This window comes from Paenibacillus antri, from assembly GCF_005765165.1.
GTDB lineage: Bacteria > Bacillota > Bacilli > Paenibacillales > YIM-B00363 > Paenibacillus_AE > Paenibacillus_AE antri.
This window is the reverse complement of the sequence record NZ_VCIW01000016.1, coordinates 45,553-59,387: the sequence shown is the minus strand read 5'-3', so window position 1 is coordinate 59,387 and position 13,835 is coordinate 45,553. Positions and strand designations below refer to the sequence as shown.

Here is a 13,835-nt window from a genome sequence, read left to right as displayed (position 1 = left end):
ACGGTCCTATCAGTCATTGGATTCGATTCGTTGTCACTCGATCCGCAGCAGCCCCGCCGCGTCGCCCGCGACGGCGCGAGCGTCCTCGACCGTATCCGCGGTCGCGATCGCGACGGCCATCCGCCGTCCGGGCAGCGTCTCGGGCTTCCCGAACACGCGCACCTGCGTATTCGGCAGCCCGAGAGCGCGATCGACGCCGGCGACGACGAAGTCGGTCCGGCCGTCGACCGCCTTCAGCGTCCGAGACGCGCCAGGCGTCAGGAGCCGGATCGTCGGCACCGGGAAGCCCAGAATCGCGCGGACGTGCAGCGCGAATTCGGACAAGTCCTGCGTGCCGAGCGTGACGAGCCCCGTATCGTGCGGCCGCGGCGACACCTCGCTGAAGTACACCTTGTCCGGCGCGAGGAACAGCTCGACGCCGTACAAGCCGTAGCCGCCCAAGGCGTCCGTCACCGTCTTCGCGATCCGCTGCGACTCTAGCACTTGCGATTCGGACATGCCGTGCGGCTGCCACGATTCGATATAGTCTCCGTCCTTCTGCACGTGCCCGATCGGCGCGCAGAACGTCGTGCCCGACACCGAGCGTACGGTCAGCATCGTAATCTCGGAGTCGAACCGAATGAACTCCTCCACGATGACGCGCGCCCGCTTCGCGCGGCCTCCCTCCATCGCGTAGTTCCAGCACGCGTCGACGTCGTCCGGCGTCTTGCAGACGGACTGTCCCTTGCCGGACGAGCTCATGATCGGCTTAACGACGCATGGCGTTCCGATCTCCGCCACTGCGGCGCGAAGCTCGTCCAGCGAATCGGCGAACGCGTATTTCGCCGTCGGCAAGCCGAGCGTCTCCGCGGCCAACCGGCGAATGCCCTCGCGGTCCATGGTCAAGCGGGCGGCGTTCGCCGTCGGCACGACGACGTAGCCTTCTCGCTCGAGCTCGACGAGCGTCGGCGTGGCGATCGCTTCGATCTCCGGCACGATCAGGTCCGGCTTCTCCCGTTCGATTACCTCCCGAAGCGCCGCGCCGTCCAGCATGTTAACGACGTACGAGCGGTGCGCCACCGCGAACGCCGGCGCCCCCTCGTACCGATCGACCGCGATCGTCTCGACGCCGAGACGCTGCGCCTCGATCGCGACCTCTTTGCCGAGCTCGCCGGACCCGAGCAGCATCATCTTGCGCGCGCCGCTCGACAGCGGCGAGCCGTACGGCTTGTATCTCGGCTTCTCCATCTCTTGTTCCATCCGACTCCGTTCCCCCTATTCGTTACGCACGATCGTCTCGACCGTGGAGCGGTCGCACGACGTGACGAGCTTCGCAAGCAATTCCTTCGCGGCCGCGTAATCGTCCACATGGACGATCGCGGCGGCGGTATGAATGTAACGCGCCGGAATGCCGACGACCGCCGTCGGTACGCCTGTGCCGGATAAGTGCACGCGTCCCGCGTCCGTCCCGCCGCCGGGCGAGATGAAATATTGATACGGGATCTTGTGCGTCTCCGCCGTATCCCGCACGTACTCGACCATGAGCCGGTGCGTGATCATCGTTCGATCCATGACGCGCAGCAGCGCGCCCTTGCCGAGCTGACCGAACGCGGACTTGTCGCCGGACGCGTCGTTCGCCGGGCTGGCGTCCAATACGAAGGCGATGTCGGGATCGATCAAGCGGGACGCCGTCTCCGCCCCGCGCAGCCCCATCTCCTCCTGCACCGTCGCGCCCGAGTACACGACGTTCGGATGCGAGACGCCTTGCAGCGCCTCCATCAGCTCGATCGCAAGTCCGACGCCGTACCGATTGTCCCACGCCTTCGCCATAATTTTCTTCGGATTGGCGAGCGGCGTGAACGGGCAGATCGGCACGATCGGCTGGCCGACGACGACGCCGAGCGCCTCCGCGTCCGCCCGATCGTCCGCGCCGATGTCGAGGAACATATGTCCGATATCGACCGGCTTGTTCCGCGTCGCCTCGTCGAGCAGATGAGGCGGAGTCGAGCCGACGACGCCGACGATCGGACCGCGCTTCGTCGCGATCTGCATGCGCTGAGCGAGCAGCACCTGACTCCACCAGCCGCCGAGCGCCGCGAACTTCACCATGCCCTTCTCCGTAATGCCCGTCACCATGAAGCCGACTTCGTCCATATGGCCGGCGACCATGACGACCGGACCGTCCGCTTGTCCCGTCTTCTTCCCGAACAAGCTGCCGATGCGGTCCGTCACGATCTCTTCGGACAGCGGCGTCAGCCGCTCGCGCAGGAAGCGGCGGACGTCCTGCTCGAAGCCGGGCGCCCCCGCCATCTCGGTTAAAGTCCTGAATAACGACAACGTCTGTTCGTTCACGCGAATCTCTCCTTACCGTGATCAGTCTTCATCGTTCGAATCCAACTCGCGGAGCAGCCGCTCCACGTCCTTCGGGTCGTACGACCCTTGACGCTTGAATTCCAGCAACGTCTTCCGGATGCGCTCCGCCTCCCGTTCGCCCTCGTCCACTTCCAACGCCGGCGCGGGGTCGAACCAGACGTATCGATCGTTCGGTCCGTTACGCAAATACGCCCGCCGCCACGCCTCCGGATACCGGTACGGGGCTCCGTTGAACATCAGATCCAGCACTTCGTCCGTCTCGAGCGGCATGAGCTGATGATACGCGGACTCGGCGCCGCCGGCCGCGACGTCCCGGTGTATGTATCGATAATGCAAATAGTGTTCTCCGGTTTCCTCGTCCTTCACGATTCCGTATCGTTCCGTCTCGGACGCCTCCAGCTCGCGAACCTCCTCGATGCGCCGCTCGAGCCATTCGCCCGGCACGACCTGCATCTCTCGCAAGGACATGGAATTCCCGCCTTTCGCGAAAGTCTTTTCCGAAATACGTTCCTCATTATACCATGCCCGCGCGGACAATAGAAAAAGAAGGCGCGTCGCCGCGCCTTCCTCGAGTTCAACGAATGTCGAGCCAATTCGTCTCCGCCACATGCTTATACCAGTAATAGCTGTTCTTCTTCGTGCGCGCCAGCGTGTCGTAATCGACGTGGATCAAGCCGAACCGCATGCCGTACCCTTCCGCCCATTCGAAGTTGTCCATGAGCGACCAGGTCAAGTAGCCGACGACGTTGACGCCCGAGTGAATCGCTCGCTGCAGCGCGATGAGATGCTTCCGCAAATACGCGATCCGCCGGTCGTCGCGAACGCGGCCGTCCGCGCCGGGCTCGTCGTTGTAACAGGCGCCGTTCTCCGTAATGAGCAGCGGGATGTCGCCGTACCGGTCGCGAATGTACGTCAGCACCTTATAGAAGCCCTCCGGATAGATGTTCCACCCGATGTCCGTCTTCTCGTAGCCGACGTCGATCGCCTCGCAGTCGAACAAGAACTCGCCTTCCTTGTACCGTCCGACGCGGCCCGTATAATAATTGATGCCGACGAAGTCGATCGGCTGTCGAATCGTCTCCATGTCGCCCGGCTCGATCGGCACCGTCACGCCGCGCTTCGCGAACGTCTCCACGAGAAAGTCCGGATACTCGCCCTTGAACACCGGATCGAAAAACCATTCGACGAACCATCCCGTCGCCCGTCGGCAGGCGTCGATATCTTCTTGGCGAGAAGAATACGGCTCGTTCCACTCGGTATTCGGCGCATAGCCGATCCGACCGGGAGCGCCGCTCTCGCGGAACGCCTTCACCGCGCGGCCGTGCGCCACGTGCAAATGATGCGCTACGTTCACGGCCAGCTGCAGATCGCGGTAGCCCGGGGCGTGCGCGCCGAGGAAGTTGGACAAGAACGACACGCACCACGGCTCGTTGAATGTCATCCAATGTTTGATTTTCCCGCCGAATTCCTTATACATGAGCGTCGCGTATTCGACGAACGCGTCGATCGTCTCGCGGTTGTTCCAGCCGCCCTCGTCCTGAAGCGCTTGCGGCAAGTCCCAGTGGTACAGCGTGCAGTACGGCTCGATGCCCGCCTCCAGAAGCTTGTCCGCGAAATCGTGATAATACGCCAATCCCTTCGCATTGACCTCGCCCCGCCCCGCCGGGAAGATGCGCGGCCACGCAACGGAGAAACGGTAATGCTTAATGCCGAGCTCCTTCAGAAGCTTGATGTCTTCCGCGTACCGATGGTAGCTGTCGCAGGCGACGTCTCCGTTATCGCCGTTCGCTACGTTGCCCGGCGTATGCGAGAACGTATCCCAGATGGACGGTCCGCGGCCGTCCTCGCGCGCGGCGCCTTCGATTTGGTATGACGCCGTCGCCGCCCCCCATCGGAAGCCGTCCGGAAATCGAAATATCGTCATGCAGCCGTTCCCCTCTCCTGTTCGTCGTTTCCTGCCCATCCCATCAAGCATAAGCGCGTCTGCAGGAAATTAGTATGCGGCAGATCACTGATTTTTTGCGTTTTTCCATGGAAAACGTAGAAAAACCGACGGCGGACCGTCGGTTTTTCTAATCCTGCGCTTAGGAAGCGGCTGTCTCTTCCGTCGCGAGGGAATTTTCGATTTTCGCCGCGGAACGCAGCTCTTCGACGTAAGCCGACGTCCGCTCGTTGAGCTTCTGTTGGAATACCGTCTCGCGGATTTCCTCTTTCTTCTCGTCGAACGTCGCCGTCGCAGCCGCCTTCTTATCCGTCACCTTAATGATGTGGAAGCCGAATTGGGATTCGACAACGCCGCTGACCTCGCCGATCTCGAGCGCGAACGCCGCTTCTTCGAACGGAGCGACCATCTGGCCCTTGCCGAAGAAATCGAGATCGCCGCCTTGCGCCGCGCTGCCGTCCTTCGAATGCTCCTTCGCGAGCTCCGCGAAGTCCGCTCCGCCCTTGATCTGCTCAAGCAGCGCTTCCGCTTCTTCTTTCGTCTCGACCAGGATGTGCGACGCGCGCACTTGCTCCGGCGTCTCGTATTGCGCCTTGTTCTCGTCGTAGTACGTTTGAAGCTCTTCGTCCGTCACTTCGATCTGCGGCTCGACCAGCTTCGTCAGCTGCACCTGCGGGCGGATTTGCTCCTTCAGCGTGTCGAGCGTGAAGCCGGCGGATTCGAGCTGCTGATTGAACGTCGCTTCGTCCGGGAAGTTCGCTTTTATTTTATCGAGCTCCGCGTTAATGTCCGCGTCGGACACTTCGATCTTCTGCTTCGCCGCTTCGCGGTTAATGAGCCGCTCGAGGATCAGCTGGTCGACCGCTTGCGGCCCCACTTGCTTCAGCATCGTCTGGTACAGCTCGTTCGCCGTGATCTTCTCTTCGTCGACCGTCGCGACCGCTTCCTCGCCCACGTTGCCCGTCGTGACGTTCGATTGGTTCGCTTGTACGATCGCGTACGCGCCGAAGCCGATCGCGGTCGCCGCGAACAATACCCATGGCAGAATGATTTTCCCTTTGCCCCCTGCCGCTCCGCCGTTACCTTGGCCGGATACGGGCTTCTGATTCTCTGACATCGTTCATCCTCCTATAGTTCGTTCCCATTCTCAATCGTGCCACAATCGAGAACGTTTGTCCAATACTAGCTCCCCGTCTTCCGGCGGATCGGAAATCCGACCCATAATATGCTATAATTCCGTAGAAAACGCTTCACGATTCAGACTCGATTGACGAAAGGAATGTTGCAATTGAATTCTTCCATTCTCTCCCGAATCGACGAGATCGCCCCCCGGATCCGCGGCATCGCCAACGCGATCGGCAACCGGCCCGAGCTCGGCAACGAGGAGTTTTTCGCGTTCGAAACGCTGACCGAAGCGCTCGAGAGCTTCGGCTTCCGGATCGAGCGCCATACGCTCGGCCTTCCGACCGCATTCGTCGCGGAGCTCGATTCCGGAAAGCCCGGCCCGACCGTCGCGTTCCTTGCCGAATACGATGCCTTGCCGGACATCGGCCACGCCTGCGGCCATCATCTCATCTGCTCGATGAGCGTTGCGGCTGCGGCAGGCCTCGCGGCTGCGCTCGACGACTTCGGCGGCAAAATTCGCGTCTACGGCACGCCCGCCGAAGAAACCAAAGGCGCTAAGGTGCTTATGGCCGAAGCCGGCATGTTCCGCGATTGCAGCTTCGCGCTGATGGCGCATCCGTATTACGCATACGAGAAGTCCGGGTCGTCCATGGCGATGGACGCGCTTCGCTTCGAATACCGAGGCCGGTCGGCGCACGCCGCCGCCAATCCGGAGGACGGCATTAACGCGCTCGACGCGGTCATCCAGCTGTTCAACGGCATCAACGCGCTGCGGCAGCAGACGAAGGCCGACGCGCGCATTCACGGCGTCATTACGAACGGCGGCAAGGCGCCGAACGTCATCCCCGACTATGCGTGCGCGGACTTCTATGTGCGAGCCGGGACGCGGGCGTACACCAATGAGCTGGTGGAGAAGGTGAAGCGCGTCGCGGAGGGCGCCGCCCTCGCTACGGGCTGTTCGCTGACGATCTCGAACTACGAGTTTTCGTACGACGAGCTGCGGACGAACGAGACGTTGTCCGACGCGTTCACGGCGGCGCTCGTCGCGCTCGGCGTGCCGGAGGCGAGCATCCAGCGCGGCAACGATCACGGTTCGCTAGATCTCGGCAACGTATCGCTGCAGTGCCCCGCCGCTCATCCGTACGTGCAGGTCGTCGACGAGAAATTCGCCTTGCATACGGTCGAATTCCGGGACGCCGCGATGAAGGACCGGGCGTTCCAAGGCATGCTGCTCGGCGCGAAGGCGCTTGCGGCTGCCGCCTACGACTGCGCGTCCTCGCCGTCGAAGCTTCAGGCGATTCGCGACGAGTTCGAACAGCAAGCGAGTAAGAAGTAAGACGACGCTATAGCGACGCCGTTTCCGACGCCCCCGTCGGAGACGGCGTCGCTTTGCGTTGCGCGCCTAGAGAAAATGAAAAATCCGCCTCTCGATGAAGAGGCGGATGTCGTGCCGAATTCGGTTAATTCCCGAAGTAGTCCCGCTTCAGCTTCTCCAGCTCCAGCAGCGCGCGGCGCCCGAACGCGTCGCCGCGCCGCTCCATCGCCGCGATCTCGGCGTCCAGCGCCTCAGCGAGCGAAGCTCGGTAGTCCGGCACTTCCGCGCCGTCGTACGGCTCCAGGTCGGAGGCGAAGACGTTCGCCACCTCGCGATAGCTCAACGCCCGCCGCTCGTGGAAGAACGCGACGTCCGCCTGCTCCGGATGATGCAGATCGCCCTGCGTCGGGTGCTTGCGGACGGCGAGCATCCGCACCTTCGCCTTCGGCCGGTCGAGCTGGATCAGCTCGCCCACGTATTCGCCGCTCTTATACCGAGCGACGACCAAATCGCCGACGTTCATGTCCGTCCCTCCTCGCTTAATACGATATCAATAATCCGCCTTCGCCCGCGTACGTGCCGATGACCGGTCCCATGTCCGACACGATGACTTCCCCGAAGTCGTAGCGCGCCAAGATGTCGCGCACGAGCGCCTTCGCCCGCTCCTCGCAGTTGCTGTGAGCCACGGCAAGCAGCTTGCCGCTTACCTCGTGCTTCGCGTCTTCGATCCGGTCGATCAGCTTCTTCACCGCGTTCGACGTGCCTCGAGCTTTCTCCAGCACCTCGATGGCCCCCTGCTCGCTCGCGTGCATCAGCAGCTTAATATTGAGCATCGAAGCGACCGCGCCTCGGACGCGGTCGAGTCTGCCGCCCTTAATAACGTTCTCCAACGTGTCGAGGACGAAGTGCGTGCGCGTCTCGGCTGCGAGCCGCTTCACGGCGGACGCGATGTCCCGCGCGCCGACGCCGTCCTTCGCCATCTTGGCCGCTTTATAGACGATGCCCCCGAGCCCGGCCGAAGCCGTCTTCGAATCGATCACCTCGATGCGGCCGGCGTCGGGACGCTCTTCTTCGAACATCTCCTTGGCGAGCACCGCGTGTCGATACGTACTGCTCACCTGCGACGACAAAGCGACGACGAGGATCGGTTCGCCCGCCGGGACGTCGCGAAATGCGTCCATGAACGCGTGCGGCGCCGGGCTCGACGTCTGGGGAAGCGATTCCGATTCGCGCATCCGAGCGTAAAATTCGCTCGACGCCATCGTCGAATCGAACTCCGCTTCGCCGAAGCGAACGCCGAGCGGCACGACGCGGATGCCCCAGGCGTCGCGGATCGATTCCGGCAGATCGGAGCTGCCGTCGGTGATGATATGTAAGGTCATGGATGAGTCCTGCTTTCTTCGGAAAAAGTAGTGCCATTATAGCATCGGCCCGCGCGTCGCGGGAAGTTATGAATGTCACATGCCCAACCGCGCCCGGACGCGCTCCAGCAAAAACTCGACCGAGCGCATCGTATACACTTTCTCCGTCACGCGCTTCTCTTCGACGAACGCGAGGCAGGGCACGCTCTCGATCTTCCAATCCTGCACGACGGCCGGCATGAAGTTGACGTTCGCCTTGAACATCGCCGCGTCCGGCGCCATCGCCCGGACGACGGTCAACATCTTCTCGCCGTATCGGCACGTCCCGCACCAAGGCGTATAGAAATAGACGGCGAACGGCGCTTCGCCGCTCCACCTGCGGCGGATCAGCTCCTGTTCGGCGACGTCGGTCATCGGTCCGCTCATCCGCGTTTATTCCAGCGCGTAGGCGGCCAGAAGCGCATACGTGCTCCGGATCGCGTCCTCGTGCGTCCGTTCCATCCCGTGCGAAGCGGCGACGCCCGGGCCGATCAGCGCGGCCCGGATGTTCTGGCCGGCTCGCAGCGCGGCGGACGCGTCCGACCCGTAACGCGGATAAATATCGACGGCGTACCCGAGTCCGAGCCGCTTCGCGTGAGCGACGAGCCGGTTCGTCATCTCGTAATCGTACGGCCCCGTCGAATCCTTCGCGCAGATCGACACGTCCCGCTCCGTGCAGGCGAGGTCGTCTCCGATCGCGCCCATGTCGATCGCAAGCATCTCTTCCGCCCCGCCGGGGACGTAAGACGAGCCGTGGCCGATCTCTTCGTAATTCGAAAAGAAAAAGATCAGCTCGCGCCGCGGCCTCGCGCCCGTGCGGGACATCGCTTCGAGCAGCGCGAACATGGCGGCGACGCCGGCCTTGTCGTCGAGATGACGCGACTTGATGTAGCCGTTATCGAGGAAGACGGCGCGCGGGTCGAACGAAATATAGTCGCCCGTCTCGATGCCGAGCGCCTTGACGTCTTCCTTGCTCGAGACCGTCTCGTCCAGACGGACGACGTAGTTTTCCTCGTTGCGCTTCTGATCGCGCGCGTCTTCGTATACGTGCACGGACGCTTTCATCGGCAGAATCGTGCCGGAATACGTCTTTCCGTCGCGGGTATGGACGAGGCAGTATTCGTTTTCGATCGAATGCAGCATATACCCGCCGAGCAGCGTCAATCGGAGCGTACCGTCGGCGTTCGCCGAGCGGACCATCGCGCCGAGCGTATCGACGTGGCCGGTAACGGCGAGCGCCGGACCGCCCGACGTCCCTTCGACGCGGACGAAGCCGCCTCCCTTGGCGATGCGCTCCATGCGGAAGCCCAGCTTCGCGGTTTCCTCCTCGAGCAGGCGCAAAATGTCGTGCGTAAACCCGGTCGGGCTCGGGGTCGTCAGCAGCCGCTTCAGCCACCCGAGCGTATACTCTCGGTTGTAGTCCGGCGGGGTGATCGGCGTCGTTTCGTTCATGCGAATGCGCCCTCCTTCGGGGTTATTTTCGATCCAATCGGACGTTCCAGCCCGAATCCGCCAGCTCGACTTCCTCGACGCCGACCTCGGACTTGAACAGATTGTCGTAGGCGGACACGCGCAGCCGCTGCGACTTGTCGATCGCGTACGTGATCGTCAGCCGGTTCACGTCGTGCGTGCCGGGATGCGCCCGGATGTTCATGCGCCATAAAATCGGGCGGCCGTACTTCTGCAGCGGCTCGTATCGGTCGCTTCCCTGCGCCTTCACCATCGGAGCGATCTCGATCTTCGTCTGGTTCGGCTTCGTCGTCGCGACGCGCTTCTGCTTCTTGATCGGGTACGTGTCGTCGGCCGCGATAATTTCGATCGTCTCCTTGCCGGCATGGTTATAGATGCCGATCGAAGCGTTCACGACGTCGCCGACGATCCACTCGTCCTCGCTGCGCGTGTACCGGGCGTTGCCTCTCGCGATACGCGTCTGCAGATGCTCCTCGTCCCAGACGATGCGGGCGTTCGGGAACAGCTCCTCGAGCACGTCCGGCACGAACGGCACGAGCGAGCTGCCGCCGGACAACAGGACGGCTCCGATGTCGCGGCGCGTCAGCCGGGTCGCCTCGTTGAACTTGCGGGCGAGCTCCGTCAGTCCTTTCATCAGCGTCTCCCGCGGCTTCTCCGTCGCGAGGTAGAATTGCTCTGCCGTGATCGTCACGTCCTTGATGCCATGATCGACGCCCGGCATGAGCGGCGGCACGTCTACCGTCACCGATTCCTCGGTCGACAATCTGCGCTTCACCTGCTCTGCGATCGACTTCATCTGGTGATAGAACGTGTACTGCGGATGCGACTTCAGCTTATGGAGACGCTCCGGATCCTCGAACAGCTCGAGCGCGATCGAATCGCACACCGGATTGCCCTGCGCCTTGCCCCGTTCGACGAACAGCTTCACGAGACAGTCGTCCAGATCGTCCCCGCCGAGGTCGAGTCCGAGCTTCGTCACGACCTTGCCGTGGTACCGGTTGCTGTCGTTGTCGTCCGGGTCGAAGTACGGGTGATGCACGATCGCTTGCCGGTGCTTCTCCGACGCTTCTTTATCCATGATCGCCATATCGAGCGTGCCGCCTCCGAAGTCGAAGACGAGCGCATAACGCGACGGGATGATGCGGCAATCCCATAAGACGGATACCGGCTCGTCGAGGAACCAGATGCGGCTCGGCTCGACGCCGATGTTGACGGCCGCCTGTTCCATGATCGCTTTGCGCCGATCGTCGTAGTTGACCGGCACGCTGAGCGCCAGCCGGTCGATCGACTCCGGCTCGGGGATGCCGGCCTCGTCGAGCAGCTCCATGAGAAATCGGGAGATGCATTCCACGAGCGGCACGTCTTGGCCGTCCACGCGCAAGCTGAAGTCCGGCGACCGCCGAAGCTCCGTCTTCAGCGACAGCACCGAACGGTCGCGCAGCTTGCCGAGCGCCGCCGCTTGATTGCCGATGATCCAATCGCCTTCCGTGCCTTTCGACAAGATCGTGCGGATCAGGTAGGGAGTCTCGCCTTCGTCCAATCGTTTCATATGTACCCGGTTCTGGACCGGGTCGAGCACGGCCACCGAGCTGTTGGTCGTCCCGAAGTCGATGCCGACGAGCAAGGGATCCATAAGGTGTACCTCCGTTTCATGACTACGTTGTATGTCGTCCTAGAGCAGCTTCAGATCGTCCAAGAGCTTGCCGATTTCCTTCCGGTCTGACCATTCCGCCCGCACCGTCGCGCGAACGAGCACCTCGCCCGTCTCCGCGTCGATGGCGCCGGGCTTCGCGATCGCGTACGTGACGCCCTTGCCTTCCACGTTCGGCGCGTCCGTCTCGAACTGCACCCAGTCGGTGCGTCGTTGCAGCCATTCTTCCACCGCGCGGTGCTGCTCCGTCGGTTCGGCCGCCGTCCCCAACCAGCGGAAACGAAGCAAGCGCGTCAGCGCCTCGCCCCGCTCCCGCTTATCGCCGACCCACGCTCTCCAGTCGCGCTCGTGCCGGTGCAGCCAGCCGACGACGGCCGCCCTCTTGTCCGCGGATAAAATGGCGGCCAGCTTCTGCAGCGCTTCGGACGGCTTTCGCGTCTTCCCTTTGGGCTGTTGCGGTTCCTGAGGTTCCTCCAAGTACGCGTAAAACAGCAGCAGCAAGTGCTTGCGAGCCGACGCTTGCCGGACGCCGTCCCCGCGGAACAGCTGCGACAGCTCCGCGCCCGGCAGCTCCATCATCGGCAGCGCCTCTTCGATCGACTTCGTGCCGTGTACGAACGAATAGAAGACTTCTCTATCATGTTTGGCCAAATACGTATATAACGATACGACGATCCGTACGTCGAGGCCGCGGCGAATGCCTTCCGCATACAGCAGGCACAGCCTTCGGATCAGCTCCTCCGCTCGATCCGCGGCGCCGCGGAGCAATCGCTGCTGCACATTCTCCGGATCGAGCAGGAACACCCAGGAGACGGTCTCGAACCGTTCCTCGGCCCCGTCCTCGCGGAAGCGGTCCGCGAACGACGCCCAATGCTGAAGAACGAGTTCCTCGCGAAGCCGCTTCCGGCGGTCTTCGGCGCGCGCCGCCCGCCAGACGAAGGCGTGCAGCGCCCGCTCCGCGAATTCGGGTTCGGCGAGCAAGCCTTCCCAGCCGGCCGCGCGGAACGCCGCGTTCATCCAGCGGTCGCCCCGCTCCTCGGCCGCGTCCACGTCTGCGTCCGCCTCCGTCGTAACGGCGATCCATCGCAGGGCGGCGCGCTGCCGGTCCTCCAACGGGAGCCAGCCGCGCGTCATCTCGCTGCGGCTCATATACGCCGCGAGCCAAGCGGCCGCGGCGGCGCCCGCGGCCGGCAAGTCGCGCCCTAACGTATCGACATCGCCCGCGTCGAGCGCCGCCGCCCACCCGTTCGCCGGGTGCGTGGCGCTCGCCCGCAGCCGCTCCGCCGCGGCATTAACCCGTTCCGCCGGCTTCGGCACGCCGCCCGTCGCCATGCCCCTAAGGAGCGCATCGTCCGGGAACATCCGCGTCAGCACCTTCAGCGGCAGCTCTTGTTTCTTGCGGTCCCATTTCGACTGGGCGGCCCACTTTTCCGCTTCGAGATCGAATTCGCCTTCTTCGTACTCCGCCGCCTCCGCCTTCAGTTCCTCGAGTTGGCGCACGGCCTCGTCGTCGAGCTTCTCCGCCTCGAGTCGCAACGCCTCGACGTATTCGGGGTAGCGGCGGTCCGCCGCTTCCTTCAACCGCTCGGCGAGCGCCTCGACGCCCGCCGTCCAGCGTTGTTCGCCGTAGCGAGCCGCGAGATCGGCGAATGCGGCCGCGAGCCGCGCCGCGTCTTCCTCGGCGATCGGCTCCCCGATCAAGAGCTCGATCGGCAGCTGCTCGCGGAAGCACGCCTCGACGCCGATCAAGCTGCCTTTCTCCGCCCCCGGCGTTCGTTCTCCTTCCCAGGCGCTCCAGAACGCATCGTCTTCCGCGCCGGCTATGGTCTCCTTCGGCACGACGAGCCATTCCAGCAAGTAGTACGGGTTCGGTTCCGATCGCAGTGCGGCCGTTTTATCTTGAAACGACGACAGCTTATGGGCGTTCACGAACGTGCGAATCCATCGCGTAGTCGCTCTCGGCGTCATGATGCTCCTCCTTTGCGCGAACGGCGAACGCGATCGGCTTCAGCCAATCGGCGAACGACACGTCTCGATTCCAGAACGCCGGATCCGCGATCCGACGCAACATCCAGGGTTCTTCGTTTTCTCGGGCCAGCGACTTGGCTCGCTGCACGGCCCGCGCCTCCCAAGCCGCTTCCGCTTCGGGCGCGACTTCGGCGAGCTTCGCGCGGGCGCCGCGGACCGCGGACTCCAAGGCGTCGCGGTCGACGCCGGCCGCTTCCCACCAGAGCCAAGGGTCTCTCTTGGCTTCCTGTCGGAAGCGGAACAGCAGCGACTGCGCGTGCCGGCACGGCTGCCGCTGGCCGCAATCGCACGCCGCGCGCCAGTCCCGGTCGCCGGCGCCGAGCCGCTCGCGTTCGTCCTCCGTCGCCAGCCCGGCGCGCCAGCGCCCGTCCAGCTCCGGATCCGCCGCCAGCTCGCGCGCCGCGCGTTCAAGGTCTTCCGTCTTCGCTATGGGAACGTCCCACCGGGGGGACGGTTCTTTCCTGTTCGATTCGCTGTTCGTCGCGGCCGTCACGCGGCCGCGCTCGATGCGGATGTCCATCCGTTCCGCGATGATGTTCCGCCCCCTCTTCG

Annotated in this window: 13 protein-coding genes; 1 reads left to right on the top strand and 12 read right to left on the bottom strand. The window is 63.5% G+C overall.

Annotation, left to right across the window (positions count from 1 at the left end; translation table 11 throughout):
* Positions 1-33 precede the first annotated feature (33 nt).
* The 5 genes from purT to FE782_RS21170 form a co-directional block, all read right to left on the bottom strand.
* The gene (gene purT, locus FE782_RS21190) at positions 34-1,239 is read right to left on the bottom strand and encodes a formate-dependent phosphoribosylglycinamide formyltransferase (protein WP_238392593.1); all 1,206 of its coding nucleotides are present in this window, start codon (positions 1,237-1,239) and stop codon (positions 34-36) included.
* Between the two features lie 15 nt (positions 1,240-1,254).
* The gene (locus FE782_RS21185) at positions 1,255-2,331 is read right to left on the bottom strand and encodes a M42 family metallopeptidase (RefSeq protein WP_138196341.1); all 1,077 of its coding nucleotides are present in this window, start codon (positions 2,329-2,331) and stop codon (positions 1,255-1,257) included.
* A gap of 21 nt (positions 2,332-2,352) precedes the next feature.
* Positions 2,353-2,820, bottom strand: a complete 468-nt coding sequence (locus FE782_RS21180; protein WP_138196340.1) for a hypothetical protein — start codon at positions 2,818-2,820, stop codon at positions 2,353-2,355.
* A gap of 106 nt (positions 2,821-2,926) precedes the next feature.
* Positions 2,927-4,276 (bottom strand): GH1 family beta-glucosidase, encoded by a 1,350-nt coding sequence (locus FE782_RS21175; RefSeq protein WP_138196339.1) that lies wholly within the window; start codon positions 4,274-4,276, stop codon positions 2,927-2,929.
* A 160-nt stretch (positions 4,277-4,436) separates the two neighbouring features.
* Positions 4,437-5,411: a peptidylprolyl isomerase gene (locus tag FE782_RS21170; protein WP_138196338.1), complete on the bottom strand. Its 975-nt coding sequence runs from the start codon at positions 5,409-5,411 to the stop codon at positions 4,437-4,439.
* Positions 5,412-5,582: 171 nt separating this feature from the next.
* On the opposite strand from FE782_RS21170, the gene FE782_RS21165 reads away from it, so the two are divergent.
* Positions 5,583-6,755 (top strand): M20 family metallopeptidase, encoded by a 1,173-nt coding sequence (locus FE782_RS21165; protein ID WP_439116446.1) that lies wholly within the window; start codon positions 5,583-5,585, stop codon positions 6,753-6,755.
* Positions 6,756-6,879: 124 nt separating this feature from the next.
* On the opposite strand, the gene kapB is transcribed toward FE782_RS21165, so the two are convergent.
* From kapB to FE782_RS21130, 7 genes are all read right to left on the bottom strand, one after another.
* Positions 6,880-7,257: a kinase-associated lipoprotein KapB gene (kapB, locus tag FE782_RS21160; RefSeq protein ID WP_138196337.1), complete on the bottom strand. Its 378-nt coding sequence runs from the start codon at positions 7,255-7,257 to the stop codon at positions 6,880-6,882.
* 16 nt (positions 7,258-7,273) lie between these two features.
* Complete coding sequence (locus FE782_RS21155) at positions 7,274-8,116, bottom strand: DegV family protein (RefSeq protein WP_138196336.1); 843 nt, start codon at positions 8,114-8,116, stop codon at positions 7,274-7,276.
* Positions 8,117-8,191: 75 nt separating this feature from the next.
* Positions 8,192-8,521: a thioredoxin family protein gene (locus tag FE782_RS21150; protein WP_138196335.1), complete on the bottom strand. Its 330-nt coding sequence runs from the start codon at positions 8,519-8,521 to the stop codon at positions 8,192-8,194.
* 6 nt (positions 8,522-8,527) lie between these two features.
* The gene (locus tag FE782_RS21145; protein ID WP_138196334.1) at positions 8,528-9,586 is read right to left on the bottom strand and encodes a M42 family metallopeptidase; all 1,059 of its coding nucleotides are present in this window, start codon (positions 9,584-9,586) and stop codon (positions 8,528-8,530) included.
* Between the two features lie 22 nt (positions 9,587-9,608).
* Entirely contained in the window at positions 9,609-11,237 is a 1,629-nt protein-coding gene (locus FE782_RS21140; RefSeq protein ID WP_138196333.1) for an Hsp70 family protein, read from the bottom strand.
* Positions 11,238-11,276: 39 nt separating this feature from the next.
* Positions 11,277-13,223, bottom strand: coding sequence for a hypothetical protein (locus FE782_RS21135; RefSeq protein WP_138196332.1), 1,947 nt, complete (start codon positions 13,221-13,223; stop codon positions 11,277-11,279).
* The gene (locus FE782_RS21130; RefSeq protein WP_138196331.1) at positions 13,171-13,803 is read right to left on the bottom strand and encodes a hypothetical protein; all 633 of its coding nucleotides are present in this window, start codon (positions 13,801-13,803) and stop codon (positions 13,171-13,173) included. Before FE782_RS21130 ends, FE782_RS21135 begins: the two co-directional genes overlap by 53 nt.
* Between the last annotated feature and the right edge of the window lie 32 nt (positions 13,804-13,835).

Excerpts from the sequence above, each read along its gene's own strand:
- FE782_RS21155 (WP_138196336.1), bottom strand. The coding sequence starts at position 8,116 with ATGACCTTACATATCATCACCGACGGCAGCTCCGATCTGCCGGAATCG.
- FE782_RS21170 (WP_138196338.1), bottom strand. The coding sequence starts at position 5,411 with ATGTCAGAGAATCAGAAGCCCGTATCCGGCCAAGGTAACGGCGGAGCG.
- kapB (WP_138196337.1), bottom strand. The coding sequence starts at position 7,257 with ATGAACGTCGGCGATTTGGTCGTCGCTCGGTATAAGAGCGGCGAATAC.
- purT (WP_238392593.1), bottom strand. The coding sequence starts at position 1,239 with ATGGAACAAGAGATGGAGAAGCCGAGATACAAGCCGTACGGCTCGCCG.
- FE782_RS21140 (WP_138196333.1), bottom strand. The coding sequence starts at position 11,237 with ATGGATCCCTTGCTCGTCGGCATCGACTTCGGGACGACCAACAGCTCG.
- FE782_RS21150 (WP_138196335.1), bottom strand. The coding sequence starts at position 8,521 with ATGAGCGGACCGATGACCGACGTCGCCGAACAGGAGCTGATCCGCCGC.
- FE782_RS21130 (WP_138196331.1), bottom strand. The coding sequence starts at position 13,803 with ATGGACATCCGCATCGAGCGCGGCCGCGTGACGGCCGCGACGAACAGC.
- FE782_RS21145 (WP_138196334.1), bottom strand. The coding sequence starts at position 9,586 with ATGAACGAAACGACGCCGATCACCCCGCCGGACTACAACCGAGAGTAT.
- FE782_RS21175 (WP_138196339.1), bottom strand. The coding sequence starts at position 4,276 with ATGACGATATTTCGATTTCCGGACGGCTTCCGATGGGGGGCGGCGACG.
- FE782_RS21180 (WP_138196340.1), bottom strand. The coding sequence starts at position 2,820 with ATGTCCTTGCGAGAGATGCAGGTCGTGCCGGGCGAATGGCTCGAGCGG.
- FE782_RS21135 (WP_138196332.1), bottom strand. The coding sequence starts at position 13,223 with ATGACGCCGAGAGCGACTACGCGATGGATTCGCACGTTCGTGAACGCC.